Annotated in this window: 17 protein-coding genes and 1 pseudogene; 7 read left to right on the top strand and 11 right to left on the bottom strand. The window is 57.0% G+C overall.

Annotated features, from left to right (window positions below):
• The first annotated feature begins 54 nt into the window (after nucleotides 1–54).
• The 7 genes from AC1MEE_RS09115 (at nucleotide 55) to AC1MEE_RS09085 (ending at nucleotide 9,136) form a co-directional block, all read left to right on the top strand.
• A complete protein-coding gene (locus tag AC1MEE_RS09115; protein ID WP_480415015.1) occupies nucleotides 55–1,203 on the top strand; it encodes an LLM class flavin-dependent oxidoreductase in 1,149 nt (382 codons plus the stop codon).
• 23 nt (nucleotides 1,204–1,226) lie between these two features.
• Nucleotides 1,227–2,855, top strand: coding sequence for an ABC transporter substrate-binding protein (locus tag AC1MEE_RS09110; protein WP_480415014.1), 1,629 nt, complete (start codon nucleotides 1,227–1,229; stop codon nucleotides 2,853–2,855).
• Entirely contained in the window at nucleotides 2,848–3,834 is a 987-nt protein-coding gene (locus AC1MEE_RS09105; protein WP_480415013.1) for an ABC transporter permease, read from the top strand. The genes AC1MEE_RS09110 and AC1MEE_RS09105 overlap by 8 nt, the downstream gene beginning before the upstream one ends.
• 27 nt (nucleotides 3,835–3,861) lie before the next feature.
• Nucleotides 3,862–4,740 carry an ABC transporter permease gene (locus AC1MEE_RS09100; RefSeq protein ID WP_480415012.1) on the top strand — a complete coding sequence of 293 codons (879 nt, stop codon included), beginning with the start codon at nucleotides 3,862–3,864 and terminating at the stop codon, nucleotides 4,738–4,740.
• Complete coding sequence (locus tag AC1MEE_RS09095) at nucleotides 4,737–6,440, top strand: dipeptide ABC transporter ATP-binding protein (protein WP_480415011.1); 1,704 nt, start codon at nucleotides 4,737–4,739, stop codon at nucleotides 6,438–6,440. Before AC1MEE_RS09100 ends, AC1MEE_RS09095 begins: the two co-directional genes overlap by 4 nt.
• 15 nt (nucleotides 6,441–6,455) lie before the next feature.
• Complete coding sequence (locus tag AC1MEE_RS09090) at nucleotides 6,456–7,829, top strand: LLM class flavin-dependent oxidoreductase (RefSeq protein ID WP_480415009.1); 1,374 nt, start codon at nucleotides 6,456–6,458, stop codon at nucleotides 7,827–7,829.
• 83 nt (nucleotides 7,830–7,912) lie between these two features.
• Complete coding sequence (locus tag AC1MEE_RS09085; protein ID WP_480415007.1) at nucleotides 7,913–9,136, top strand: acyl-CoA dehydrogenase family protein; 1,224 nt, start codon at nucleotides 7,913–7,915, stop codon at nucleotides 9,134–9,136.
• A gap of 106 nt (nucleotides 9,137–9,242) precedes the next feature.
• Here the strand turns inward: AC1MEE_RS09085 and AC1MEE_RS09080 are convergent, their stop codons facing one another.
• The 11 genes and pseudogenes from AC1MEE_RS09080 to parS all read right to left on the bottom strand — a co-directional run bounded on the left by AC1MEE_RS09080 (nucleotide 9,243) and on the right by parS (nucleotide 24,305).
• Nucleotides 9,243–10,013 carry an ABC transporter ATP-binding protein gene (locus AC1MEE_RS09080; protein WP_480415006.1) on the bottom strand — a complete coding sequence of 257 codons (771 nt, stop codon included), beginning with the start codon at nucleotides 10,011–10,013 and terminating at the stop codon, nucleotides 9,243–9,245.
• 43 nt (nucleotides 10,014–10,056) lie between these two features.
• On the bottom strand, nucleotides 10,057–10,845 hold the full coding sequence (locus AC1MEE_RS09075) for an ABC transporter permease (protein WP_480415004.1): 789 nt from the start codon (nucleotides 10,843–10,845) through the stop codon (nucleotides 10,057–10,059).
• Nucleotides 10,842–11,759 carry an ABC transporter permease gene (locus tag AC1MEE_RS09070; RefSeq protein WP_480415003.1) on the bottom strand — a complete coding sequence of 306 codons (918 nt, stop codon included), beginning with the start codon at nucleotides 11,757–11,759 and terminating at the stop codon, nucleotides 10,842–10,844. The genes AC1MEE_RS09075 and AC1MEE_RS09070 overlap by 4 nt, the downstream gene beginning before the upstream one ends.
• Nucleotides 11,760–11,764: 5 nt before the next feature.
• Nucleotides 11,765–12,868, bottom strand: a complete 1,104-nt coding sequence (locus AC1MEE_RS09065) for an ABC transporter substrate-binding protein (RefSeq protein ID WP_480415002.1) — start codon at nucleotides 12,866–12,868, stop codon at nucleotides 11,765–11,767.
• A gap of 32 nt (nucleotides 12,869–12,900) precedes the next feature.
• On the bottom strand, nucleotides 12,901–13,812 hold the full coding sequence (locus AC1MEE_RS09060; protein ID WP_480415001.1) for a TauD/TfdA dioxygenase family protein: 912 nt from the start codon (nucleotides 13,810–13,812) through the stop codon (nucleotides 12,901–12,903).
• 420 nt (nucleotides 13,813–14,232) lie between these two features.
• The gene (locus AC1MEE_RS09055) at nucleotides 14,233–14,430 is read right to left on the bottom strand and encodes a hypothetical protein (protein ID WP_480415000.1); all 198 of its coding nucleotides are present in this window, start codon (nucleotides 14,428–14,430) and stop codon (nucleotides 14,233–14,235) included.
• A 216-nt stretch (nucleotides 14,431–14,646) separates the two neighbouring features.
• Nucleotides 14,647–14,925, bottom strand: a pseudogene (locus AC1MEE_RS09050) (tyrosine-type recombinase/integrase); the annotation flags it as partial.
• 357 nt (nucleotides 14,926–15,282) lie between these two features.
• Nucleotides 15,283–21,918, bottom strand: a complete 6,636-nt coding sequence (locus AC1MEE_RS09045) for a DUF3320 domain-containing protein (RefSeq protein ID WP_480414999.1) — start codon at nucleotides 21,916–21,918, stop codon at nucleotides 15,283–15,285.
• A gap of 167 nt (nucleotides 21,919–22,085) precedes the next feature.
• Nucleotides 22,086–23,063 carry a hypothetical protein gene (locus tag AC1MEE_RS09040; protein WP_480416189.1) on the bottom strand — a complete coding sequence of 326 codons (978 nt, stop codon included), beginning with the start codon at nucleotides 23,061–23,063 and terminating at the stop codon, nucleotides 22,086–22,088.
• Nucleotides 23,064–23,340: 277 nt separating this feature from the next.
• Nucleotides 23,341–23,832 carry an RES family NAD+ phosphorylase gene (locus tag AC1MEE_RS09035; RefSeq protein WP_480414998.1) on the bottom strand — a complete coding sequence of 164 codons (492 nt, stop codon included), beginning with the start codon at nucleotides 23,830–23,832 and terminating at the stop codon, nucleotides 23,341–23,343.
• On the bottom strand, nucleotides 23,832–24,305 hold the full coding sequence (parS, locus tag AC1MEE_RS09030) for a type II RES/Xre toxin-antitoxin system antitoxin (RefSeq protein ID WP_480414997.1): 474 nt from the start codon (nucleotides 24,303–24,305) through the stop codon (nucleotides 23,832–23,834). Before parS ends, AC1MEE_RS09035 begins: the two co-directional genes overlap by 1 nt.
• Nucleotides 24,306–24,662: the final 357 nt, after the last annotated feature.

Below are 24,662 nucleotides of genomic sequence, written 5' to 3'. Positions count from 1 at the left end.
CACCATTAACGGCACATACATTGCACCTACTCTCTTACGTAATTGAACGTCGGAGTGTTCGCCTTGCCGTCCCTACCCTCGCCCCTCGATTTTCCCGACAGCCCTTTATCACGCGCGTTTTCCCAACCTCTAATGCTTGGCTTGTTTCTGCCAATCCAAGCCGGAGGATGGAGTCCTTCAGCGCTGCCTCGGGGGACGGACTGGACTTTCGACTACAACAAGCAATTAACCTTGCGCGCAGAAGCCCTCGGCTTTGATTTGGTGTTTGCGCTTGCCGAATGGCTGGGCAAGGGCGGCTATGGGGGCGACATTCGTTATCATGACGAATCCCTTGACGCGTTCATTACCCAAGCCGCACTGGCATCGGTGACCGAGCGCATCATGTTGATCTCAACGCTGCACGTGCTGTATGGCCCGTGGCATCCACTGCACCTGGCCAAATTCGGCGCCACGCTGGATCACATCAGCAAAGGTCGCTGGGGCTTAAACCTGGTGACCGGCCACCGTCACCGCGAGCACCGGCGCTTCGGCCAAGGCCCGATTGAGCATGACCAGCGCTACCAACAGGCCGACGAGTTCATTCGGGTGGTGCAGCAATTGTGGGGCAGCAACGAGAACGTAGATTTCAACGGTGATCACTACCGTCTCGAAGAAGCCTACAGCAGCGTTAAACCGCTGTTTGGCCGCCCGGTACTGGTCAATGCCACCGGATCCACGGCAGGCATCGATTTTGCGGCCAGGCACTCGGACATCGTCTTCACCACAAGCCCCGGCAGCGCTGAGATTGAAGACGCGCTGGCCAAGCTCCCCGAGCATTTGCAGCGTATCAAACAGGCCGCTCTAGGCTACGGTCGTCAAATACGTACGTTGATCAATCCGCTGGTGATTTGCCGCGACAGCGATGCCGAAGCCTGGGAGGTGCACGAAGCCATTACCGCTGCGGGCGACCCCGGTGCGCTGGCCGGACATACCCGCGAAGCCAGTGATGCCCATGCCTGGCGGGGCCATCAAGCGGCCCAGCGATACGTCGGCGGCAACATCCAGTTGGTTGGCAGCCCCCACACCGTTGTGCGCGACATTCTTCGCCTCAAGCAGGCCGGCATCGACGGCATACAGTTGAGCTTCTTCGATTTCGTCCCCGACCTCGAGCAGTTCGGAGAGCGTGTCTTACCACTGTTATATCAAGCCGGTTTGCGCCACTGATCATTTCTCAAGGATGCCCCCTCATGCCTTTCTCACGACGCCAATTGCTCGTCGGTTTGTCTGCCCTGCCACTGTTGGGCGCAAGCGTGCCGTTTTTGCCCAGCGCCCTCGCGGCAGCCAGCGCAGAAGCCGCAACAGGCCGCCGTATTTTCAACCTGCTGGTCAACCCGGAGCCGCCGTCGTTGAGCTCGTTCAACACCACGGCAGGAACGACGATTACGGCCAGCAGCAAAGTCCTGGAAGGTCTGCTTCGATACGATGAAAGCCTGACACCCCAGCCTGGGCTGGCCGTTGCCTGGAATGTTGCCGCCGATGGCCTGAGTTACCGCTTTGATTTGCGCCAAGGTGTGAAATGGCATGACGGCCAACCCTTCACCTCAGCGGACGTGGCGTTTTCTCTGGATCTGATCAAACGCTATCACCCTCGCGGCGGCAGTACCTTTGCCAACCTGCTGGCAGTCGATACGCCCGATCAATACACGGCGGTGGTGCGCCTGGCTAAACCGGCGCCCTATCTGATTCGTGGCTTTGCCGGTGGCGAAACACCGATCCTGCCCAAGCACCTTTATGAGACCGGTGATCCGCTGAGCAATCCGCACAACAACGCCCCGATTGGCACCGGCCCTTATCGTTTCAAAAGCTGGCAACGCGGAAGCTATATCGAGTTCGAGCGCAACCCCGATTACTGGGGCGTTGACCTGCCCGCCGTCGATACATTGTTCCTCAAGGTTGCACCCGATTCTGCGTCACGCCTGGCAGCGTTCGAGAATGGCAGCCTGGACGCGGGCGGCCAAAGCCCGGTGCCGCTCAGCGATCTGGCACGCATTACCCAGTCAGGAAAATTGAAATTCACCACTCGCGGCTACGCCTATAGCGTTACCCCGACGATGCTGGAGTTCAACCTCGATCACCCCTTGCTGTCACGCCACGAGGTGCGCAAGGCTATCGCCCACGCCATCGATCGCGAGGTCATCAAGAAGGTGGTTTATTACGGCTATGCCGACGTCAGCGTGTCGCCGATCCCCAAGAGTTTCCCGCAGTACCACTATACCGGTCCCGACCCTTATCCCTTCGACATCGCCAAGGCCAATGCGCTGCTGGACCAGGCCGGCTTACCCAAAAAAGGCAATGCCCGGTTCAGCCTGATTCTCGACCCCCTGCCCTATGGCGACAGTTACGCCCGCACGGCGGTGTACATTCGCTCGGCACTGGCCCGTATCGGTATTGATGTCCAACTGCGCTCGCAGGATTTTCCGACCTACACCAAACGCATCTACACCGATCGGGATTTCGACTTCGCGGTGGTGGGCTTGGGCACCATGTTTGATCCCACGGTGGGCGTGCAGCGGCTGTTCTGGTCAAAAAACTTCCGTAAAGGCGTGCCTTTCTCCAATGGCACCCACTACAACAACCCGGAGGTCGACCGCCTTCTGGAACAAGCAGCAGTGGAAACCGACGAGCAACGGCGTGGTGATCTGTTCAAGACGTTCCAGAAGATCGTTATCGAGGAACTGCCCTCAATTACCCTGGTCATGCAGCAACAAGTGACGGTCTTCAACGCCCGGGTCACAGGGTTCGAAACCGACGGCAATGGCCTGGATGGCAGCCTGTCCGACGTCCGTCTGGGCGGCGAAGCAATTGCTCATGGTTGATCGTCTGAGAGTTTTGCGCTTGGCGAAACGCACCCTATGGCAAGCCATACCGACGGTTTTTGGCATTCTGTTACTGAACTTCCTGCTGTTACGGCTGATACCCGGCGACGCCGTGGATGTGCTGGCGAGTGAGTCCGGGGGGGCGACCGAGGCGACCTTGGCCCAGTGGCGCAGTCACTTCGGGTTGGACCTGAACCTGGGACAGCAATTGCTCGCCTACCTCACGCATCTGGCGCACCTGGACCTGGGAGTTTCACCGCGTTTCAACATGCCGGTCATTCAGTTGGTGTTCGACCGTTTACCCAACACCTTGCTGCTAATGGTGGGTGCTCTAGGCCTGGCGCTGACCATCGGTATCGCGGCGGGGGTACTGATGGCGACCTGGGTTGGACGCTGGCCCGACCGTTTGCTGTCGCTAGCGGTGCTGGTGCTGTATTCGACGCCCGGTTTCTGGATCGGTCTGATGGCCGTCGTTTTGTTCTCGGTCACCTTGGGTTGGCTGCCCAGCGACGGCATTGAAACCCTGGGTCTGGATTTGCACGGTATGGCCTGGCTTACGGACCGGCTCAAGCACACCGTGCTGCCTGTGCTGACCTTGTCGACTTTTTATATCGCGCTTTATGCACGCCTGACCCGCGCCTCAATGTTGGAGGTGCAGCGACAGGATTTTGTGCGCACCGCCCGGGCCAAAGGCCTGACCCCCACGCGCATCGCCGTGCGCCACGTGTTGCGCAATGCGCTGCTGCCGGTCACCACCCTGGCCGGGTTGCACTTCGCCGCGCTGTTTGGTGGCGCCGCCGTCACTGAGACCTTGTTCGGCTGGCCGGGGCTGGGCCGCTTGACCCTCGATGCCGTGCTCTCCCGGGACTACAACCTGCTGCTCGGTATTTTGCTGCTGTCCTCAATGTTGGTGGTACTCGTCAACGTGTCCATGGACCTGTTGCAAGCCTGGCTCGACCCACGCATCCAAGTGGAATAAACCCCTTCTTTAAAGAGTGAGTTTTCGATGTCGATCATTGCTATCAAGCCGACCAGGCGCGGCCACAGTGAAAGCGTATGGGGTGCGTTACGTCGCAACCCAGCGGTCCTGACGGGGGCCGGCATCCTCATCCTGACGTTGGCAATAGCCCTGAGCGCTGACCATTTCTTCCCCGGCGACCCTACGGACATGGTCGCCGCGCCGTTGCTCTGGCCTGGCGCTGACCCGGCTTACCCCTTGGGCACCGACTCACTGGGCCGTGACGTGGCATCGAGCCTTGCCTATGGCGCGCGGGCGTCATTGTTGATTGCCTTCAGCGCGACGCTGCTCAGCGTGACCCTTGGCGTCGCTGTCGGCGCATTGGCGGGTTACCACGGTGGCCGGTTGGGCGATGTGTTGATGCGCATTACCGAGGTGTTTCAAACCGTGCCCTCGTTTTTGCTGGTGATTGTGATAGTCGCCATCGGCAACCCAACGGTTAACATCATTGCCCTGGCCATCGGTATATCGTCTTGGCCCACCGTCGCGCGGATGATTCGAGCCGAGTTTCGGACCCTGCGCGAAGCTGATTTCGTCACCGCGGCGCGCAGTCAAGGCTTCAACAATCGCACGATCATCCTGCGCGAAATTCTGCCTAACGCCCTGGCTCCTTTAGTCGTGACGGCATCGATCCTGGTGGCCTCGGCGATTTTGATTGAAGCGGGCCTGGCGTTTCTGGGAATGAGCGATCCCAATAAACCGAGTTGGGGCGGCATGATTGGCAGTGGTCGCGAGCAAATCGCCAGTGCCTGGTACCTCACCGCGCTGCCCGGCCTGGCGATTATTTTCGTGGTACTGGCACTCAATATGTTGGGGGACGGCCTCAACGACGCACTCAACCCGCGCCTTCGTCGGTACATCCCATGAGCTTGCTCGACGTACGCGGGCTTTGCGTGAGTTACGACGGTGTCGATGCTATACAAGGTCTGGATTTCACCTTGGAGGCAGGGGAAACCCTGGCGTTGGTCGGTGAGTCCGGATGCGGTAAATCGACGACCGCCCTGGCATTACTGAGACTGCTGCCACCCAACGCCCAAATGCAGGGCCAGGCACTGTTCGAAGGCCGCGACCTGCTGCAACTCTCACCGAGAAATATGCGCCAGTTACAGGGCAATGCATTGGCAATGGTCTTTCAAGACCCCCTGTCGAGCCTGAACCCGGTGCTCACCTTGGGCGAGCAACTCACCGAAACATTGCTGGCACACACTGACCTGACCCGCCGCCAGGCCTACAAGCGTGCCGAAGAATTGTTCGGTCTGGTCCAGTTGCCGCGCCCTGCCGCTCATTTGCGCGAATACCCGCAGCATCTGTCCGGGGGGCAACGACAACGGGTCATGATTGCCATGGCCATCGCATGCGAACCACGCCTGCTGATCGCCGATGAGCCGACCACCGCACTGGACGTCTGTGTTCAGGCGCAGATCCTCGCCTTGCTCGACCGTTTGCGCCGCGAGTTGCGTATGGGCCTGCTGCTGATAACCCACGATTTAGGCGTGGTCGAACAACAGGCCGACCGGGTCATCATCATGCACGACGGTCAAGCGCTGGAGCATCAGCCCACCGCCGCCTTGTTCCGCAGGCCCGAGCATCCCTACACCCGAGGTTTACTGAATGCCTCGCTGAGTCGCGACCACGGGCAACACTACCTGGATAATCGCCTGGCCGAGATTCAGGTCAAGCGCAGGTCTGGACAGCCCAACGGCTACCAGGTCAGCAGTACCGAGTACCCGCCCGGCAAGACACCGCGTCCGGCACCTCGGGACACGCCGCCGCTGTTGCGGGTCGAAGACCTGACCCTGAGCTATGGCGAGCGCAACGTTCTCAGCCAATTGTCCTTTCACATCGGCGAGCGCGAGACCGTGGGGCTGGTCGGTGAGTCAGGTTGCGGCAAGTCAACCTTGAGCAAAGCGCTGCTGAGATTACTGACGCCCCGCCGGGGGCGCATTGAGTTCGACGGCCGGGACATCGCAACGCTCACCCCTGCCGAGCAGCTGCTGTGGCGCGGCCAACTGCAGATGATCTTTCAAGATCCCTACGCCGCGCTCAATCCGCGGCACAGTGTCGAGACTATTCTGGACCGCGTGCAGCGCTTGCACGGCCAGACAGACCCCAGCCAACGGCGTCGCGCCCGGGAATCGATGCTCGATGCCGTGGGCTTGGCACATGGCAGCCTGGATCGTCTGCCCCATCAATTTTCTGGCGGCCAGCGCCAGCGCATCGGTATCGCCCGGGCGCTGATTGTCAAACCGCGCCTGGTGATTTGCGACGAGCCCGTGTCGGCCTTGGACGTATCCACCCAGGCGCAGATTCTCAACCTGCTGGTGGAGCTGCGCGAAGCCTTCGATTTGTCCTATCTGTTCATCTCCCACGACCTGTCAGTGGTGCGCTACTTCGCCGACCGAGTACTGGTCATGCATGACGCTCGCATCGTCGAACAGGCCACGGCGAAAACCCTGTGGCAAGACCCACAACACGCTTACACCCAACGTCTGTTGGCGGCGATTCCTGGTGCCCGCCAGGCGCTTCCTCCCCTGGCCAGCGGCCTGTCCTTCGCTGTCGCCTGTTAACCAAGGAGCACTCTTATGACCCAACGTACCGACACACTCAAACTCGGGCTCTTCCTGCGCGCTACCGGCCACCACCTCGCCGCCTGGCGTGATAGCGGTTCACAGGCCGATGCAGGGATTCGCCTGGATCACTATGTAGACCTGGCTCGCAAGGCAGAAGCCGCCGGGTTTGACACTTTGTTTTTAGCGGACAGCGTGTCTGTTCGCGGCATTGATTCGCCGACCTTTGACCGGGTGATCGCACCAAGCCTGAGCTTTGAGCCCTTGACGCTGCTAGCCGCCCTGGCAGTGGTAACGTCGCGCATCGGTCTGGTGGCAACCGCCAGCACCAGCTACAGCGAACCCTACAATCTGGCCCGGCAGTTCGCATCGCTGGACCAAATCAGCGGCGGCCGGATCGGCTGGAATCTGGTTACCAGCAGCGATCCCGACGCGGCGAAGAATTTCGGCACCTCCAGCCAAGCCTCTCAGGCCGCCCATGCAGACCGCTACAGCCGAGCCCGTGAATTCCATGAGGTGGTCGACAAACTATGGGACAGCTGGGAGGACGACGCATTGTTGCTGGACAAGGTCAACGGTCTGTTCGTCGACCGCGACAAGCGCCACTTCGCCAATCACCAGGGCGAGCATTTCAACGTGCGCGGTCCTTTGAACGTGTTGCGCTCCCCCCAAGGTAAACCCGTGCTGGTCCAGGCTGGCGCTTCCGAGGACGGCCGCACCCTGGCTGCGGCCTCAGCGGAAGCTATTTTCGCCGCCCACCAAAGCCTGGCCGATGCCCAAGCGTTTTACAGCGATATCAAATCCCGTGCCGCAGCATTAGGGCGCAACCCTGAGCACATTAAGATCTTGCCTGGCGTGACGATTTTCACCGCACCCACCTCGGCTCAGGCACATGCCAAGCATCAGCGCCTGCAAGACCTGGTGCACCCACAAGTGGGATTGAACCTGCTGTCTAGCCTGTTGGGGGGTATCGACCTCTCGCACCTTCCGCTGGACGGGCCGTTGCCCAAGGACCTACCGGTGACTAACGCCTCGAAAAGCCGCCAGCAACTGATTATTAAGTTAGCCGCCGAAGGTCTGAGCATCCGCGAGCTGTACCTGCGATTGGCCGGCGCGCGTGGTCACTGGACGCTGGTGGGGTCGCCGGTAGAAGTAGTCGATCAGCTACAGGCCTGGTTTGAAGGGCGTGGCGCAGATGGCTTCAACATTCTGCCGCCCACTTACCCCGAAGGGCTGGATGACTTCATCGCGCTGATCCTGCCTGAGTTACAACGTCGAGGTTTGGTGCCCATCGGCGGCCACCCGGGCAAGACCTTGCGTGAGCGCCTGGGGCTGCCTTATCCGGCTCACCCCGCGACGTTGCGGCGTGAACTGTCTATTGCCATTTGAATTTTTCGGCGACGGGATACGCCGTCGCTGATCTCTTACGAACTTCCCGCTGGCCGGGTATTACCGTCAAGGAGACAATTACCATGACACAAATAGACGCTGCTTGGGGCTCGGGACCGACCCCTGAATACGAAAAACTGGCCGAACGATTTCGTCCCTTGTTCGCCACCTTGCGCGAAGGAGCGATAGCCCGTGAGCAGGAGCGTCGCCTGCCCGTCCAAGAGTTGCAACTGCTCAAAGCGTCGGGTTTTACCGCGCTACGGGTACCCATCGCTTACGGTGGATCAGGTGTCAGCTTGCCTGAGCTCACCAACCTGTTGATCGAACTCGGTGAAGCCGATTCCAACCTCGTGCAAGCGTTGCGCGGCCATCTGGGGTTTACCGAGAATGTGCTCAACAGTAACGATGATGAGCGGCGCAAGGTCTGGCTGGAGCGATTGGGACGTGGCGAAACTGTCGGCCCGGCGACCGGCGAAGTGGGTCAAACACAGCAGTCGCAATTGGACTCGCGCCTGTATCTGGATGGCGAGCAGTGGCGCATCGACGGCACCAAGTTCTACACCACAGGTTGTTTGTACAGCGACTGGGTCGATGTCGCCGTCAGCGATTATGAAGGTAAACGCATGTCAGCCACCGTGCGCCGCGATGCAGAGGGAGTGGAGGTGGTCGATGACTGGAATGGTTTCGGCCAGACCCTTACCGCCAGTGGCACTGCACACTTCCGAGGCGTCGCGGTGGACCCACGCAACATCCAGGATAATGCCGATCGCTTCCAATACTCGCCCGCGTTTTATCAAATCATCCACCTGGCAAACCTGGCCGGTATTGGTCGCGCCTTGAGCGGTGAAGTGGCCGTGGCAGTCGCCAATCGCAACCGCAGCTTCAGCAACGGCAACGCATCACGGGTCGCCCAAGATCCACAGGTATTGCAGGTGGTTGGCAGTCTGCGAGCCGCTGCTTATAGCGCTGGTGCCATCGTACTGAAAAACGCCGAAGCGCTTCAGCGCGCGTATGACGCAAGGCTCAGCGGCGACGTAGAAGCGCTGAACAAGGCAGTGATCATCGCCGAGCTGGAAATTGCCCAGTCGCAAACCGTGGTCAGCGACCTGATCGTGGACGCGAGTTCGCGCATGTTCGATGCCCTGAGTGCCTCTGCGACCCTGCGCCCGCAAGGCCTGGATCGCTTCTGGCGCAACGCCCGGACACTGACCTCCCACAACCCACGCATCTACAAGGACCGCATAGTCGGTGATTTTGCGGTGAATGGCACACCGCCGCCGCCCCAATGGAAAATAGGTATAGCTTGATCTACTTCCCTGAGCGCTGAGGGATCATTTGGACGGGGGCATGGCCGCAGACGCGCCCCTGACGTTTGTCGCCACATCTGGCGTGCAGGGGCCGCCTTCTGTGATATCAATGCGCCGAGTCTTCGGCAAAATCACTGAGTACGTCATCACGAAGGGCGATGAAACGGGAATCACTTCGGTTGCGCGGGCGCTCAAGATCCACATCAAGGATGCGCCGGATCCGCCCCGGATTGGGCTGCATGACCACCACCCGATCACCCAGGAATACTGCTTCATCCACATCATGGGTCACCAGGATCATAGTGATTTTTTCCTTGGCCCAGATATCCTGCAACTCCCCTTGTAGCCGCGCTCGGGTCAGCGCATCAAGGGCGCCCAAAGGCTCATCGAGCAACAGAACGCTGGGACGATTGACCAGCCCGCGAGCGATCGCCACCCGCTGTGCCATCCCGCCTGATATCTGATGGGGATAGGAGTCGGTGAAGTCGGTCAACCCCACCAGCTTGATATGCTCTCGTACCGTGCTGCGCTTCTGCGCGGCAGTGAGGGGGGCATTCTTGAGCCCCACCGCGATGTTTTGTTCGACGCTGAGCCAGGGGAAAAGCCGGTGATCCTGAAACACGATACCCCGGTCCAGCCCCGTGCCGTTGATGGGTGCACCATTGAGAAGAATGCGCCCGTCAAACTCTTCATCCAGCCCGAGGATCAACCGCAACAGAGTCGATTTACCACAGCCGCTGGCGCCCACAATGCTAATGAATTCCCCCGGCGCGATGTCCAGCTGGATATCGGCCAGTACCTGCAGTTGGACGTCGCTGCCTGGCCGTGCGGGGAAACGCTTGCTGATGTTTTCTAAAGTGAGGCTATTACTGAGCATCGCAAGGTCTCTTCAATCAAGGGGTTAACAGGGCAATCATTGATTAACGCGGGGCTATGCCGTAAAGGCGCTGCATACGTCGTTCGGCCATGCGGGCCAGAGCATTGAGCGACCAGCCGGTAAGGCCGATGATCACCATGCCGAACAACACCAGGTCCATCATGAAATGCTCGCTTCCCTCGATCAGGGTATTGCCTATACCCGCCCCCGACACCAGCAGGTATTCAGCGCCGATGGTCGCCAGCCATGAGTAAACCAGCGCCAGGTAAATACCGGTAAAGATTGACGGCAAGGCGGCCGGCAACATGACGCCAATAATGACTTGCCAGCGCGTAAACTTGTACACCCGCGCCACCTCCAGCAAATTGGGCGAAACGTTGCGCAGCCCGTCGCAGGTGTTGACCACCACGGGCACCAGTGCCGCCAGGGACAAAAACACCACCTTGGCCACGTCGCCCAAGCCAAACCACACGGAGATCAGTGGGATCCAGGCAAACAACGAGATTTGTTTGAAGGTGTTGAAACTCGGGCCGACCAATCGCTCGAACAATTGCGAAAAGCCCAACAGGCAGCCCAGAACCAGACCCAGCAGCGTACCGATGAAAAATCCGATAAGGTTTCGCGTCAGACTCGCCGAGATCGCGCGCCAGAAATTCCCGGAACTGATCTGCTCCCAAGCGGTGACGGCGACTTTGCCTGGCGCTACCAATAATCCCGATTGGCTCCAACCCTGACTCGACGCGATCCACCAGACGGCGATAATCACGATGGGCAGCACCCAGCCGCGATAACGCCGACCGGTTAGCCAGCGACGTGTCACCAAGGCAGTCATGACAGACTTCTCAAGACCGGCGACCGACCCCGAATCAGGCGTTTTTCGACGAGGTCAAAACCACGATCAATCAGCAAACCAATCCCCCCGACTACCACTACCGCAGCCATCACCAAGTCCAGCTGAAATAGCTGGCGACCGTAGACAATCAGGTAACCCAAGCCCTCGCTGGAGGCCACCAGTTCGACGACCACCAAAGACAGCCACGCTTTGGTGAAACCCAGACGTAAGCCGGTGAAAAGGGTCGGCACCGCAGCAGGCAGAATGATATCGGTCACGACTTGCCGACGGGAAAAACCGAATACCCGACCCACTTCCAACAGGTTTTTGGGGGCCTGATGGAAAGCCTGGAGGCTGCACAGGGTCACCGGCACCAGCGCGGCCTTGGCGATTAGCACATACTTGAGGGGTTCGCCGATGCCAAACACCAGCAGCGCAAACGGCAGCCAGCCCAGCACCGGGATTTGTACAATGGCATTGAACGTGGGCAACAAATAATCTTCGACGGTGCGCGACAGTCCCATCGCCAAGCCCAGTAAAATCCCCACGCTTGCCCCCAGGGCGAAACCCACCAGCACCCGTTGCAAGCTGGCCGCCGTGTTGAGCCATAAATCGCCACTGGTGGCCAACTCCACCAGGGTTTGGTAAATGAATTCGGGCGGCGGCAGGACTTGTGCCGACAGCCAACCTTGTTTAGCACCCAGGTGCCACAGGCTGAACAGCGCCACGGGCAATAGCCAGGGCAGCGCCACCTTGGTCAAGCGCGTACCCCAAACCTGCGCGAGCGTAGGTTTGACCTGCACGCTACGCATCGGTTGGACCGGAACAGACGCAAGGTATTTTACGTTGTCGCTGCGCACCGGTGCTTTTTCAAGCGCCTGCGTCCCAGCCGTTGCGACTGCTGCCCGAGCCATAAGCCTTAACCTCCGTTGCCGGTTGAGGCGGTATTCACGGTTACTTGTTTGCCGTCACTGCCGTAACGGGACCAGTAACTCTCCAGCCCTTTGGCTTTCAGCGCTTTTTCCAGATAACTCGTCTCGAACCAGCCCTCGATGCTGACCGGGCGTCGAATCAGTTTTTCTTCCTTGGCTTGATCGGCGACCGCCTGGTACCGCGAGACCAGGAATTGATCCACCAACGGCGAAGCACTGTTACGTAACTTGACGTTGTTAAAATCCGCCTCGATCGAGGCCAGCGGCTCGTTGGTCTTGGCCCATTCAGCCAGCACCGCATTACGGTTGCTTTCTTCGGACTCCCAACGAGCGGCGTCTACCACGGTATCGACGACTTTCTGGACGTTTTCGGGGTGCGCTTTTTCATATTCGCCGCGCACCACCAATGCGGTCTGGCGGGTAAAGCGAGCATCGTCGGCGGAGTTATCATAAATGATGTCAATCAACCCTTGATCGCGCAGCTTGAACAACTCGCGCCCACCGAACGCCGCATCCACGCCTTTAGAAGCGAGTGCTGCCAAGCTGCTGCCGGTGTCCAGGTTAATCACCTTCAGGTCTCGCTCGGTCAGCCCATGTTCGCCCAGCAGGTTGATCGCTACTAAGTGGCCGTTAGTGCCGCGAAAAATCGCGACCGTCTTACCCTTCAGGTCTTCCAGGGTTTTGATGTCCGAGCCCTTGGGCACGGCAACATAGATCTTGGAGCGCACCCCGACTGCGGCGAGCAAGCGCGTGTCCAGTCCGTTGGAACGACCAACCACTTGCGGCAGATCCCCTTCGTAGGCGAAATCCAGCTGCTTGTTGGACAACGCTTCGTTGACCGCCGGCCCGGCACCTTTGAAGAAGAACCACTGAACCTCAGTGCCGCTGCCAGCGAAGACCTTCTCCAACAGCTGTTGATTGCGCACGATGCCCAGGCTCGAACCGCTGAACGTCACCGGATCGCCCCCACCTGCGGAGGCAACGCCTATGCGCAACACATCGGCATCGGCATGGGCCAACGTGAGAAGTGCCGCCAAAGCGATGGTGATTCGGCTTTTGTTGAAACGTGAGGGTTGCTTGTGCGCAGGCATACAGATCCATCCTTGTGATTGATAAAACTGCCTTAGGCGGCTAAATGTTTTTTGTCTGCTTCGGTCCTGGGCGAAAGAGTCTCTGGTGTCGGTTTCAAGGCCTGACTCAAGCGACCATCGACGCCCACCGGGATGTCGCCACTGATCGTGGTACGCCGCACGATACGTTCGGCATCCCCATAATCATTAATCGCAATGTGTTGGGTTGCGCGGTTATCCCAGATCACCACATCACCGGCCTGCCAGCGCCAGCGCACGGTATTGTCGACATGGGTAATTCGGTCGTGAAACAAACGAATCAGTTGTTTGGAGTCGTGACTGCTGACACCCTGAATATTCTTGACGAAGTGGCCAAGCAGTAAGTTTCGCTCACCCGTCTCTGGATGCACGTGCACCAAGGGATGTTCGGTCTCATACACTTGAGCCGTGAATTGCTCGCGATACCGCTTAATACCCGCCTCATTGGTATTGCGGGGTACGACATAGTCATAAAGATTTGTATGCAAGGTCCGTAACCCGTCGGCCAACTGTTTAAGTGGCTGGGGTAAATCGGCATAAGCAGTGGCGGTATTGGCCCATATGGTATCGCCGCCATACGGTGGGATAACCACGCCACGTAAAATCGAAACCTTAGGGTAGTTGGCTACGAACGTGACATCGGTGTGCCAGGAATTAGCGCGGGTTTCTTTGGCGTCCAGGTGCAAAATCGCTTCGCCCTGCTCCGCCGAACGTACCGTGGGATGCGGAACCTGCTCACCAAACAGACGCGAAAATTGTTCGTGCTGCTCGTCATTCAAATGCTGATCGCGAAAGAACAGGACTTTGTATTTCAACAGCGCATTATTGATAGCAAAAAACTCTGCATCCGTAATGGCAGTGGCCAACTTAACACCACTCAGTTCTGCACCAATGCGTCCAGCAACGGGTTTGATCTGTATTGCCACGGGAGAACTCCTGTATTCAGGTAAACTGTCATACAGATCTTAATGGCATAAAAGCACATCCGCCTAATCACTATTTATCATAACGATAGAGTGCGAATGATGAAGGCTTTAATTAATGGCGCCCGAAGGGGTTTTCGTTGAGTTATAACAATTGATTTTAAGCTCATAACGGAAAATCAGGACTTTTTCACTGAGTGTTTTAACGATTGCAATTAATGAGCGTGGAATAGGATTTCAAAATTAACGAGGTAAGGCGGAATATCGGGTGCGATGCCAGATATACTTCCCCTTGCCGGGTGTGTAGACGACTTTCACCTCCAAGTCACCAGCGTGGCCACCACAGCCAAACGGGGTGCGCCTGCGCGCAACGCGCCATGTCTGGCGCACTGTAAAAAGCCCAGCGCAATGGCTGGGCTCTGTTTATTTTCTATTCTCCATCATCTTGTCAGCGAGAACTTTGGCCCTCTCAACTAATAGGTTCTGTCTGTCCTCGTGATTCGATTTTGGGCCTCCGACAGTCGGTGCCGACAGATTGCTTTCCGCAATCAAAGCAGCACAAAAATACTGGTCCCAAACGGTTGTTTCTTCAGCCTGTTTGTTCATTTGGTCGGCGATCATATGCGACTCCTTTTGATGAGGTAGCACAGCTATTTTACGCCCAAACCGCAAACAACCCGCGCGACAACAGATAACCCGGATGACAACCGGCGCTCGTAAGTAGCACTCAAGCAAGCGGTGACATCCGTTGTCGCCGCTCGACGACAGCACTTCAACTTGAGCCTAGGGCACTGCACACCGGGAATGCGCTGGCCACGATTACCATTGTGCGCAACCGGGGGGGTTGGGAAGTGCTACAACATCAAGGTCCGAGGCTGGACTCTGTTCAAGCCCCTCTACCTTCACCAGCAGATCGTGACGATTGATATCGTAGACGGACCGCCCATCAAGCGATGGCAGGATGTCTTTATTGAAGACTCTCAAGATTTGCGAGAGGGTGCTCTGACGGCCTTCCTTCAAGCTCAGCCTGCGAAACTCGACCCACTGATTGAACATCGCTTCGAAGGTATGCTCTGCCGCAAAGTGAACAGCACGGCGCTGCTGCTTACGACGCTTTTCGGAATACTGGAGAGCGCTGGACTCAAGTGTTTTTCTACAACTTATGAACTTCAGTGAAGCTCACAAGCTAAATTTTGGAGCGGGAAACGAGACTCGCATCTGGCGTCCGACCCATTGAAATCTAAGGGGTTTCTTTTATTCCTGAAGCAGGAACTGACTCAATTCTGGACTTATTGTAAAGGAGCATCAAGAGCAAAAAAGGGGATGACTCCAAGCCACGCTACTACCATGCCTCGTCCGCCCCCCCTACAAGGACACATTATCTTGTGCCGGCTGAAAATGTGTGCCCATGCCGGCGAAGCTTACCCCCGGATCAGCCGTCAATATGACCGCCTCGGGGACGTTGAAAATGTTTTAGCCGGTGAGGGCAACTTCGCTGGCTTTTTCGAGCCTCAACCGACTCGATGCCGTCAATTTCTGAAGCCCCAATTCCCGAGCCATCGCATGGATCAATGCCTCTCCTGCTTTGCCTTTGGCGAGTAGTTCTCTAGTGAGCGCTGCCAGCTCAGCGATACTGATTTCATCAACCGATCGGACGCTCCCTTCATCGCTTGGCCGCCGACAGATTATGGACGAAAGATCGGGAAGATGTTTCGGCCAGTAGAACTCTCCAATGTCTTCTTCAGTTGTGCGGTGAGTCTTTTGCGCTACGCTCATCACCCTTTCACGGATCTTCGAACCGGTGCGTACCCATCCATGCGCTCGGGCGATTCGCCGAGCGAGTATTACATCAAGAATCGGGCCTTCCTCGTTGATCACATGAACAATGAGCGCTTCCAAAGTTCCTGAGTAATCTGCATCAAAGAAAGCATCAGGATCCACGCCCGGGACACTTGAGGCAGGATCAGACTCGCGGTAGTAAGCCACCTCGATCTGAGACTGAGGCAGCAAGGTCTCACCGCTCATCACGTGAGAGGCAGAGGCGACTGCCGCGTACTGCTGATTTAAAAACGCACCACGATCATCATTTGCGCCCTTCTCTGTAGGCAGATCCGTGGCTACGCCTCCGACCTCTTCGATGACCTCTATAGCATGCGTTACCGAAGCATCCGCTAACTGGCGAGTGGCCTCCTCTCGAGCCTCTTGCTCAGCGCGCTGAGTACGGCTGGTGATGAGTAGATCAGTCAGGCGCTTGTGTACAAGGTCGGCTGTGCCAACAGCATTTATCCACCAATCAGTAGACCAGATCCGCAGAATCTGCCAACCAAGCCCGCGCAGTACGTGCTCGCGCAGCTTGTCTCTGTCTCGCGCCGTCGCACTGCGATGGTAGGTAGCGCCATCGCACTCCACACCGGCCAGGTAGCGACCAGGTGCATCAGGATCGACTACTCCCAAATCAATTCTGAATGCCGAGACGCCCACCTGGGTATGCACCTGCCATCCGCGGCTTGTAAGTGCCGCCGCGACAGCTTCTTCGAAAGGACTATCGAAGCCGCCCACACTGCCTGTGACCGCCTCAGCCAATGCTCGAGGCCCACGCTGGGCAAACTCAAGGAAGTGCTTGAGATCACGAACACCAATGGATTGGGTTCGTGCCAGATCTATCTGTTCTGGCTTCAAACTGGCGAAAACACAGAGTTCATGCCTTGCCCTGGTCACGGCAACGTTCAGGCGCCGCTCACCACCCGGCCGATTGACGGGGCCAAAATTCATTGCCACGACGCCAGCGGCATCACGACCGTATGTGATCGAGAAGTAGATGATGTCGCGCTCGTCGCCTTGAACACTCTCAAGGTTCTTCACGAACAAAGGCTCAAGCTCGGTATCGGCAAAGTAAGCTTCAAGAGCAGGCTCGTTACGGCGCGCTTCGTCCAACAGATCTTCAATCAGCTTCTGTTGCTCTCCGTTGAATGTCACCACCCCAATGGTCAGCTTGCTTTCCCGGAAACCAGGCGAACGCAAGCGGGCAACCACATCGGCGACAACTGCACGTGCCTCGATCAGATTGGTTCTAGCCCCCCCCTTCGAATAGACGCCTGGAACTTCATAAAGCTTCACGGCTCGATCATTTGTCACTGGTGAGGGAAACGTTACTAGCTTCGACTCGTAATACCGTTGGTTCGAGAACGCAATCAAGCTTTCATGGCGACTGCGGTAGTGCCAGTTAAGGTGACGAGTCGGAAGATTCGCACTGATGCACTCGTCAAGAATGCTCTCAAGATCGGGTTCAACGTCCTCTTCATCGGCAGTTGATTCTGCACGATCAAAGAATGACGTTGGTGGAAGCTGTTTCGGGTCGCCAACCATCACAACCTGCCGACCACGGGCCATCGCACCCACGGCGTCCCAGACGGGAATCTGAGAGGCCTCATCGAAAATGACCAGGTCGAATGCGCTCGCGCCAGGCGCCAGGTATTGCGCAATGGATAACGGACTCATCAGCATGCACGGGGTTAGCTTCGTCAACGCTTCTGGAATCTTGGACATCAACTCACGAAGCGGCAAATGACGGCTCTTCTTGCCCATCTCATACCGCAGCACCCCCCACTCCGAGGAGCGCGTGACGCTCTCAGGATTAGGTAGATCCGCACAAAGACGTGCGCGCAGCCAGTCACGGGTCAACGCGGTGAAACGATCATCCAGCGCCCTGAAATCCCGAATACGCTGCTCATGCTCAACGCTTACAAAAGCACGAATGACCGGTTCGTTGTCCACTACTGCATTCAACCACCACCGAGCGTAGTTGGTTTCAAATGATCGGCGGATTTCGCCTGCGTTTACATGTCCAGCTTCCATCGCTTGAACAAGGCTCGACAGTCCAGCCACTGAAGCCTCTTCTCGAGCTTTACGCCATGCACACCAGGCGCGAAGTCCATGCTCAGATCTGATGATGGCTTCGCAGCGCTGCAGCAATGCATCCAAGGCCAACTGCTGGATATCGGCTTGTCCTGATTCAGTGAAGTGCCCAGCTGTAGCCAGCGCATCCACACGCTGACGCAGCGACTCAAAGCGTTGGCGTAGCTCGGTGCCGGTTTGGCAAACCATACCCTCCGGTTCCAGCAACGCATTAGCATCACCCAGCAATGCCTGGATTGGTCTTCGATACGCGGAGATCAGTTCGGGTGTTGTGGCGAGCTGAGCGAGCGCGGACGCTAGTTGTCCTTGGAACACTACCGCAGTCGCAACCTTGTCCACTTTGATTTTCAAGCCTGCCCAGAGTCCTGCAGTGGCCTCCCCCAGATCGTCAAATTCCGACAGCGCTTTCTCTACGATGCGGCGCTGTTGAAGCACGGCGAAATCCGCCTGCATCGTCTTGCCGCATCGACCCATCGCCACCAAGTCGTGGTCGTCATCAAGACCACCCTGTTCGACCACAGGACGTCGCACCGTTTGAAAGGCTATTGCCGCATTCATCGGTTCAGGCTTGGTATTAAGCCCGGCCCACAATCCCTCGGTAAGTTCACCCAGGTTATGGAGGGGCGCAAGCTCCCGGTCTAGCTGGACAACAGAGCGCATACGAGCAAGATCTGATTTCAACTGCTCGCCGCAAAGCCCTTCTGCGACCACATCAAATCCTGCATCAGTCCAAGGCTCGTTCGAAGTCAGACAAAGCATTGCTTGGCATAGCTGAATGGCAGCCTTCAAATGCGATGCGACTGACGTCGAGCCGTTCCAGACTGGGGAACAATGATCACCCAGCTCCAACGCGTTGAGCTTGTCGCGCAGATCTCGAATCTCAGTCCAGTTAATCAGGTCTTTGGCGACATCAGGTTCTGCGTCTCCAGTGGTAACCGCAGCGAGAACCCCAGTGACCTTACGAGTGCCCATCCAGGATTTTGGCCAAAACGACTGTTCAGCATTCTGCCAGTCGGCCAGCAACTCTCGGACATCCAGCTTTTCGATGGAATCGGTATAGGGCGCGGAAAGCTCTTGGGTGAGTTCAGCGATACGCTCGAGCATTTCTATCGCCTGGCTCAACGTCTCAAATGTCTGCATTGGCCAAATGGGGCTGAGCTCCGAAATCAAGACTGCGCGCCGCACCAATAGGCTCATCCCTTTTTCAACAGCGCTGACAGTCGAGGTGGCCCACACAGGTGAAAGCTGTCGGCAGAGTTCTCGATGCTTCTCCACCAGCTCACAGCCCTCGGTAAGTCGTTGTGCAATCGTGCGTCCGTCTGGACGCAACACAAACCTCCAATCATGACCAGCCGCACACGGCAACGTTGACGAGAGGAGCGAAAGGCCATTGCAGACCGAAGGCACCAAACTGGCCGCTGGCAGACTCGTGGCCGCGATGAACTTCTCTGCAGCCCTAATGGCTGCCAGCACCGCAGGTAGCACTTCTCGCGCAGCCTGTATCAGCTGTTGCTGCCATGAAGGTGACCATTCTCCTTGGCCAACCGGACCCAGCGAATGGGTCGACAGCGCGTCATACCCGATGGCTTGCGCGTTCACCTCTAGACGATCAGACAGCTCTCGAAATGCAATCAGGTTTTCACGGGAATGCGCGTGAGGCGATGACCAGGACATATTCATCGGAGCAATGTCTTCGCCACTGCAAACAACGCCTATTGCGTGAAAAATGCTGTATCCATTCGCGTACCGTTGATGCAATCGCTCTACATAGGTGTTCAAACCGTCACGTAGTGACTGCAGGCGATCTGCTTCAGCATGCCAGGTAACTGAGTCCACCACGCCCTTGGCTTCCCAGGCTGACTGCAGCTGGGCCAGAACGTCGATTTTGCGCGCCTTACTCGAATGTACTTCCAGACAGAACTCACCCAAGCCAACTTCGCGCAGCCGCCGGTAAACCACATCCAGCGCCGCAATCTTTTCAGAGACGAAAAGCACCCGCCTACCCTGCGCTATAGACTGCGCGATGAGGTTAGCAATAGTTTGGCTCTTACCTGTTCCTGGGGGGCCGATCAGTACGAAGTCCTTGCCTTTCGAAGCCGCCATGACCGCGGACAATTGAGAGGAGTCCGATGGCAACGGGCAGAAAACCTCACGTGGATTGAAGTCGATGTCCAGGCGTCGGTCTTCGGGAAATGCGATGTCGGATACGAAGCCATCTCGTGGAGTGTCCAGGAGGTGACGGACTACCGGACTCTCTCGAAGCGCCTCGGCGTTTTCCGTAAGGTCTTTCCACATCAAGTATTTCGCGAAGGAGAACATCGACAGTACGACGTCCTCGACGACCTCCCAGCCCGCAATTTCCTTTACCGCGCGCCCCACCGCTTTCCAGATAGCATCAATATCCAATCCGGAATCATCTCGAGGAAGTTCTGTTTCAAGTGCTCCGAGACTTAATTCGAAGTCCTGGCGAAGCATTTCGATTAGCGTCGGGTTAAACCGCGGCTCATCGTCATGCAGCACCATTGAAAAACCAGAGCGCGCACTCTTGCGCTCCAGCGTCACAGGGATCAGAACAAGCGGCGCGCGATACTTCTGCCCACCTTTGTCTTCGCGCTCCCAGCTTAGAAACCCCAGGGCAAGGTAAAGGGTATTGGAACCGCCCTCTTGCAAGGCGGTACGAGCTCCGCGGAAGAGCTCAGTAAGGCGGGCATCCATCTCGGCACTGGACAGGCCGACAAACACCTCGCGCCGCTTCAAGGCATCCAGAGCGTGAAGGCGACGAACATCTTCTCTTTCACGCAACTCATACAGCGCCTGATCTCGTGGATCAGCTCCATCCATCAAGTCGGGACGAGTCAGCAGCTTCAGCGATTGGCCACTCGCCAGGATGTCCTCCAGAGCAGAGGGATCTGGAGACTCCAGCTTGAGCGACTTTTTCCCTGCTTTGAAATTGAGGAGGTTATTACGAAGCGACAAGTCCAGTAGCTTGCGCTGCCACCGTCCGAGACGATCTTTCGGATCGAGCAGTCGCGCATCAATCTCCACAGGCACAGATTCATCAGGCAGATTCGGTGCATTACCGACCAACAGCTCTGACCCACCGGCAACATCATCGTCTGTTGGAAGCTTAGAGACTTGAGCTTCAGCGCTGGCCAAAGGCTTGATACGTTGAAGACGCGCCCTACGAATATCGAGCAGCAGGTGGAAATTGCCGTCCTGCCCTTCTGCAAGTAGTTGCTCGCCACGATCAGTTGCGTAAGTAAAGGACGGTACCGGGTGTTGAGTCGCGAACGTTGTCTCGAACAACATCAGCTCTTTGAGCTTGATGCGCTTGCGCACGGCCGTGATGTCGTCGACGACAGTGGTGGAAAACTCTTCGGCTTTAAGCCATACGCCGGCAAAGGCATGCCCCTTGGTAAAGACAAGGACAGGGTTGAGGCCAGCCTGTTCTATCGCCGCGCAGAAGAACAAGGCTAGATCGAAGCAGGTTGCCAGACCATGCTCGGTGACGTGGCTGGGACTGCGCACCTTCTGCCCGGATTGCTCGAAACTGGCCGGCGGAAGTGCGTAATCCAGCTTCATACGTGCTACAGCGGCCCAAATGGCAGACGTCAGCTCCCATGCGCGCTTCGCACCACCGACGTATCCATCCAGAGCCGGGTTCTTCTCGCTTTTACGCAATACGTCAGCAGTCTGCTTAAGCAACCGCTCTACTGCGAGATCATTCGGCTGCACAAAAGCCGCGGTCATATCAGGGAGATGGGAAAGACCGCCCCAGTGGTTACGAGGCAACAATTCCAATGCCAATTCCTGGCGGGCAATCTCAACTTGGCCACCTTCAACTGATAGATCCGCAGCGGTCAGGGTGTAGGTGAGTGTGGCGTTTTCTGACTCGGTGAGGCGCCCCAGTAAGGCGCCGTCCAGTGCGAGGTCATGACCAGGAATAGGCATGAACGCATCGGGAATCAGCGCGTCGATCCGCCAGGTCTTAGGTTTGAAAACTTCGGGGTAGGCCGTCAGAGTCAGTACCAAGTCGTTGTACTTGGTAGCGGTCTCGTTAACGATTCGTAGCTCCCGAATGACCGGGACGGCATTCTGGTAATCCGCGAGATTAAGCTTTGCAACGACGGTGCAATGAATGCGAACAACTTTGACGCGCTCTACCTCAACCGCGACTTCTGCAGCCTCGTCCATGTGCTTCCCCTATCCTGCCAATGGTGGCGCATATGAACGCGGAGCATCATGAGTCGGCTCAACGCGGCAAGTAAGCGCCGGAAATGATCGCCATCTTATAATGGGACCCAGAAGCGAGTCCGTTGATTTTGCCTTCGCGAAGGCCTATCGCCGGTACCGTCCATCCGTTAAGCGCGAGTGAGGAACTGCCGCGCATCGAGTGTTTGAACAGGGAGGAAACCAGACGTCTTTTTAAAGGACATGTTGTGCACGAAATTTTTCATGGAATCGGAAGGATCGATCGACTCCATATTCAATGTTTCTAACGTACGCCTGGAGACCGCGACACTGAGTATGGGCAACTCTTCAATATGTCCCGTAGCCGAATTCAGCACATCGTCGACTGCCGTCACAATGACCAGATTATCCGGGAGAATCGACAAAAGTTCTCGCCCTACCCTCAGAACGCAGCTGCACACATAGTCTTGCAGAAGCTCGTTGTACTTGCCTGCGGGCATCTTCTTTGTTGAGAGCTTTCCGCTCTGTAGCAAGGATTTTATCTCAGCGGGGATGAGGTGTACGCCATGGACGCTCAGGCTCGCTTCCACGAGGCCCGTGTGCCCTGTTGAAAACTTGATGGCCGTGCCCAGATAGGAGATGTCCGTAAAAGGGTCGAGGAGCTTGATAGCGTCCAGCTTCGGCTGTCCTTTACCGCTCAGAACGCCATGCGCAAGGTTGTATTCTTCCTGCCAGGTATCGTGCTCAGCTTGCCACTGCACAACAGCATCCTCATGCTGTCTGGTGTCCTCAAGCCGGCTCTTCTCAATGTTGGCAGCCAAGCTTTTTCGCTGACGTGCTTTGAGCTTGAGCAGTCGCGTAAAAAATCCAGGCTTATACGTTTGCTCTCGGGTCGTGGCATGCAATTCACGAGTACCAGCGAATGCAGGTTTTTTCGGTTCAGCCCGATCAATGAACGACTGCCAGTCGATCTCATCACCACATTCTTTATGCACAGACAGCAGAACATCGATCTGATTGTCGTAGACCTCTACCTCGTAGGCTGCCTGCTCGAGCGCTTCCATCTTTGCGTATTCTTTTTGACGGAGTTCAAGCTCAGGGTGCCTGCGTTGAGCATCGCGCTCGGCTCTACGTGAAGCTGCTTGCATCGAACGCAAGGTTCCCTTCCACCCCATTCCTCAGTCCCTCGAAAGTATTGGCCGCGCAGGTTCAGCCTACGTGCAGCCCTTTACAGTAATGGCATCTTAGCACCACGAACCAGCTTAGGGAGAGGATGAAGCAAACCCAGGCATCCAACATGAAAGTTGTCAGAGAATGAAAGACCCTGCCTCATAGCATCACAGCCACCGCAACGGGCGTATAGCGTGACCTAAAGGCTGCGCTCGAGGAGGGTGATTACTCATGGTTCTTGCTACAAGAACTGAGCTAGGGCGGATTGAGTCTTGTGTCCAGAGCAAAACGCTCCTGGCTGATTAGCTCAAATAGCCCTTCTGCTGCGGAAGGGTTCATAAGCACGTTCCAGCTATGACGGGATACAGCCGAAGGGATCAGAATGAAGGGGTATTGAGCAAGCAGGCTGTCACCATATTGCTGCTGGCCACGCCCAGGTGAACCGGGAAACAGCCAGTTGGGATTCGGTACCGTTTCCGGCAGCACCTGGTGCACCTGCGTGAAATCTATGACCTGCACGCATGTCAGGACGTGGGGGACGGTATCCAGTGCCTGGAATCCTTTGTGGACCGCCACCTCCAGGATAGCTGTCGAGGGATCCGCTGAGCAGTACACTGCTTTGTTGCCTTTGGAGTTCCACCGGCCGCCGGCTATTTCAGCGCCTATGCCCGACGACCAGGTGGAAGCATGCCTCTCTTGATCAAGTCGCCACAGATACAGCTCTCCATTCCCTGGCACTACCGTCATCAGGAGTACACCCCGTATTCCATGCGGGTGAGAAAGTCCTCTACCAGCTCGAAGCCCATTTGAGTCGTCAGCAGGTCAAGAGGCGCTCTACCTTCAAGGCCCATCGCTGGCGACGTCATCCAGTTCACTGCCTGCTGGCGATCACCTAGAATCTCCTCGGCTTTGCTCAGCACGGTAGCCAAGCGCCAAGTGCTGTTTGTCTGCTCAGCAGTCAATGGCTCAGGCTTTTTGATGCGCCGCTGTACCGTACGGTCGGACAAACCTATGATTTTGGCGAACACCTGATGGTCACGGAACTGACTATACGACTGGACGAATGTGATGACCAGGTCGGACGGAAAGCCCTTCTCCATCATCGAGTGGAGCTCAAACGCGCTGGTGGCCTTGAGTTTTTTGCCATCGCCGAACAGTAACTGCAGCGGCCGGGCGGGGTCGTGCGTTACTGGGTGAGGTGCTTTGCTTTCAGGAATCATGGTTTCTCTTCCTCTGCCATATGGCAAAATTATAGCGCCACTTGGCAAAAAACACTAACCCAGCCGATGACAGGCTTTTTCTATTCGTTGGCACGGCGGTTGACGACTTCACGCCATTTGTCGATGGCTCCCGACTCTGTGCTGGTACGGACAATGAGTTACGTTCCTCGAAAGTCCGCATAGGCGCGATACGAACGACCTTCCGACGCAACCCACCCTTGAATCTCTTTATCGTCGATGCGAACAAAGAAATACCTTGATGCGCTCATGGCCTGGCCTCCTATGACTGACCAGACCAGTGTGCTATCACAACCTGTCGATGGGCAAATGAGCCCCCTCGGACCAGCACGTCTCCCT

It is taken from the genome of Pseudomonas sp. ASL3, assembly GCF_056680425.1.
The sequence above is the reverse complement of the archived record's forward strand: the minus strand, read 5'-3'. Positions and strand labels throughout refer to the sequence as shown.

Excerpts from the sequence above, each read along its gene's own strand:
- AC1MEE_RS09110 (WP_480415014.1), top strand. The coding sequence starts at position 1,227 with ATGCCTTTCTCACGACGCCAATTGCTCGTCGGTTTGTCTGCCCTGCCA.
- AC1MEE_RS09105 (WP_480415013.1), top strand. The coding sequence starts at position 2,848 with ATGGTTGATCGTCTGAGAGTTTTGCGCTTGGCGAAACGCACCCTATGG.
- AC1MEE_RS09100 (WP_480415012.1), top strand. The coding sequence starts at position 3,862 with ATGTCGATCATTGCTATCAAGCCGACCAGGCGCGGCCACAGTGAAAGC.
- AC1MEE_RS09095 (WP_480415011.1), top strand. The coding sequence starts at position 4,737 with ATGAGCTTGCTCGACGTACGCGGGCTTTGCGTGAGTTACGACGGTGTC.
- AC1MEE_RS09090 (WP_480415009.1), top strand. The coding sequence starts at position 6,456 with ATGACCCAACGTACCGACACACTCAAACTCGGGCTCTTCCTGCGCGCT.
- AC1MEE_RS09085 (WP_480415007.1), top strand. The coding sequence starts at position 7,913 with ATGACACAAATAGACGCTGCTTGGGGCTCGGGACCGACCCCTGAATAC.
- AC1MEE_RS09080 (WP_480415006.1), bottom strand. The coding sequence starts at position 10,013 with ATGCTCAGTAATAGCCTCACTTTAGAAAACATCAGCAAGCGTTTCCCC.
- AC1MEE_RS09075 (WP_480415004.1), bottom strand. The coding sequence starts at position 10,845 with ATGACTGCCTTGGTGACACGTCGCTGGCTAACCGGTCGGCGTTATCGC.
- AC1MEE_RS09070 (WP_480415003.1), bottom strand. The coding sequence starts at position 11,759 with ATGGCTCGGGCAGCAGTCGCAACGGCTGGGACGCAGGCGCTTGAAAAA.
- AC1MEE_RS09065 (WP_480415002.1), bottom strand. The coding sequence starts at position 12,868 with ATGCCTGCGCACAAGCAACCCTCACGTTTCAACAAAAGCCGAATCACC.
- AC1MEE_RS09055 (WP_480415000.1), bottom strand. The coding sequence starts at position 14,430 with ATGATCGCCGACCAAATGAACAAACAGGCTGAAGAAACAACCGTTTGG.
- AC1MEE_RS09045 (WP_480414999.1), bottom strand. The coding sequence starts at position 21,918 with ATGGACGAGGCTGCAGAAGTCGCGGTTGAGGTAGAGCGCGTCAAAGTT.
- AC1MEE_RS09040 (WP_480416189.1), bottom strand. The coding sequence starts at position 23,063 with ATGCAAGCAGCTTCACGTAGAGCCGAGCGCGATGCTCAACGCAGGCAC.
- AC1MEE_RS09035 (WP_480414998.1), bottom strand. The coding sequence starts at position 23,832 with ATGACGGTAGTGCCAGGGAATGGAGAGCTGTATCTGTGGCGACTTGAT.
- parS (WP_480414997.1), bottom strand. The coding sequence starts at position 24,305 with ATGATTCCTGAAAGCAAAGCACCTCACCCAGTAACGCACGACCCCGCC.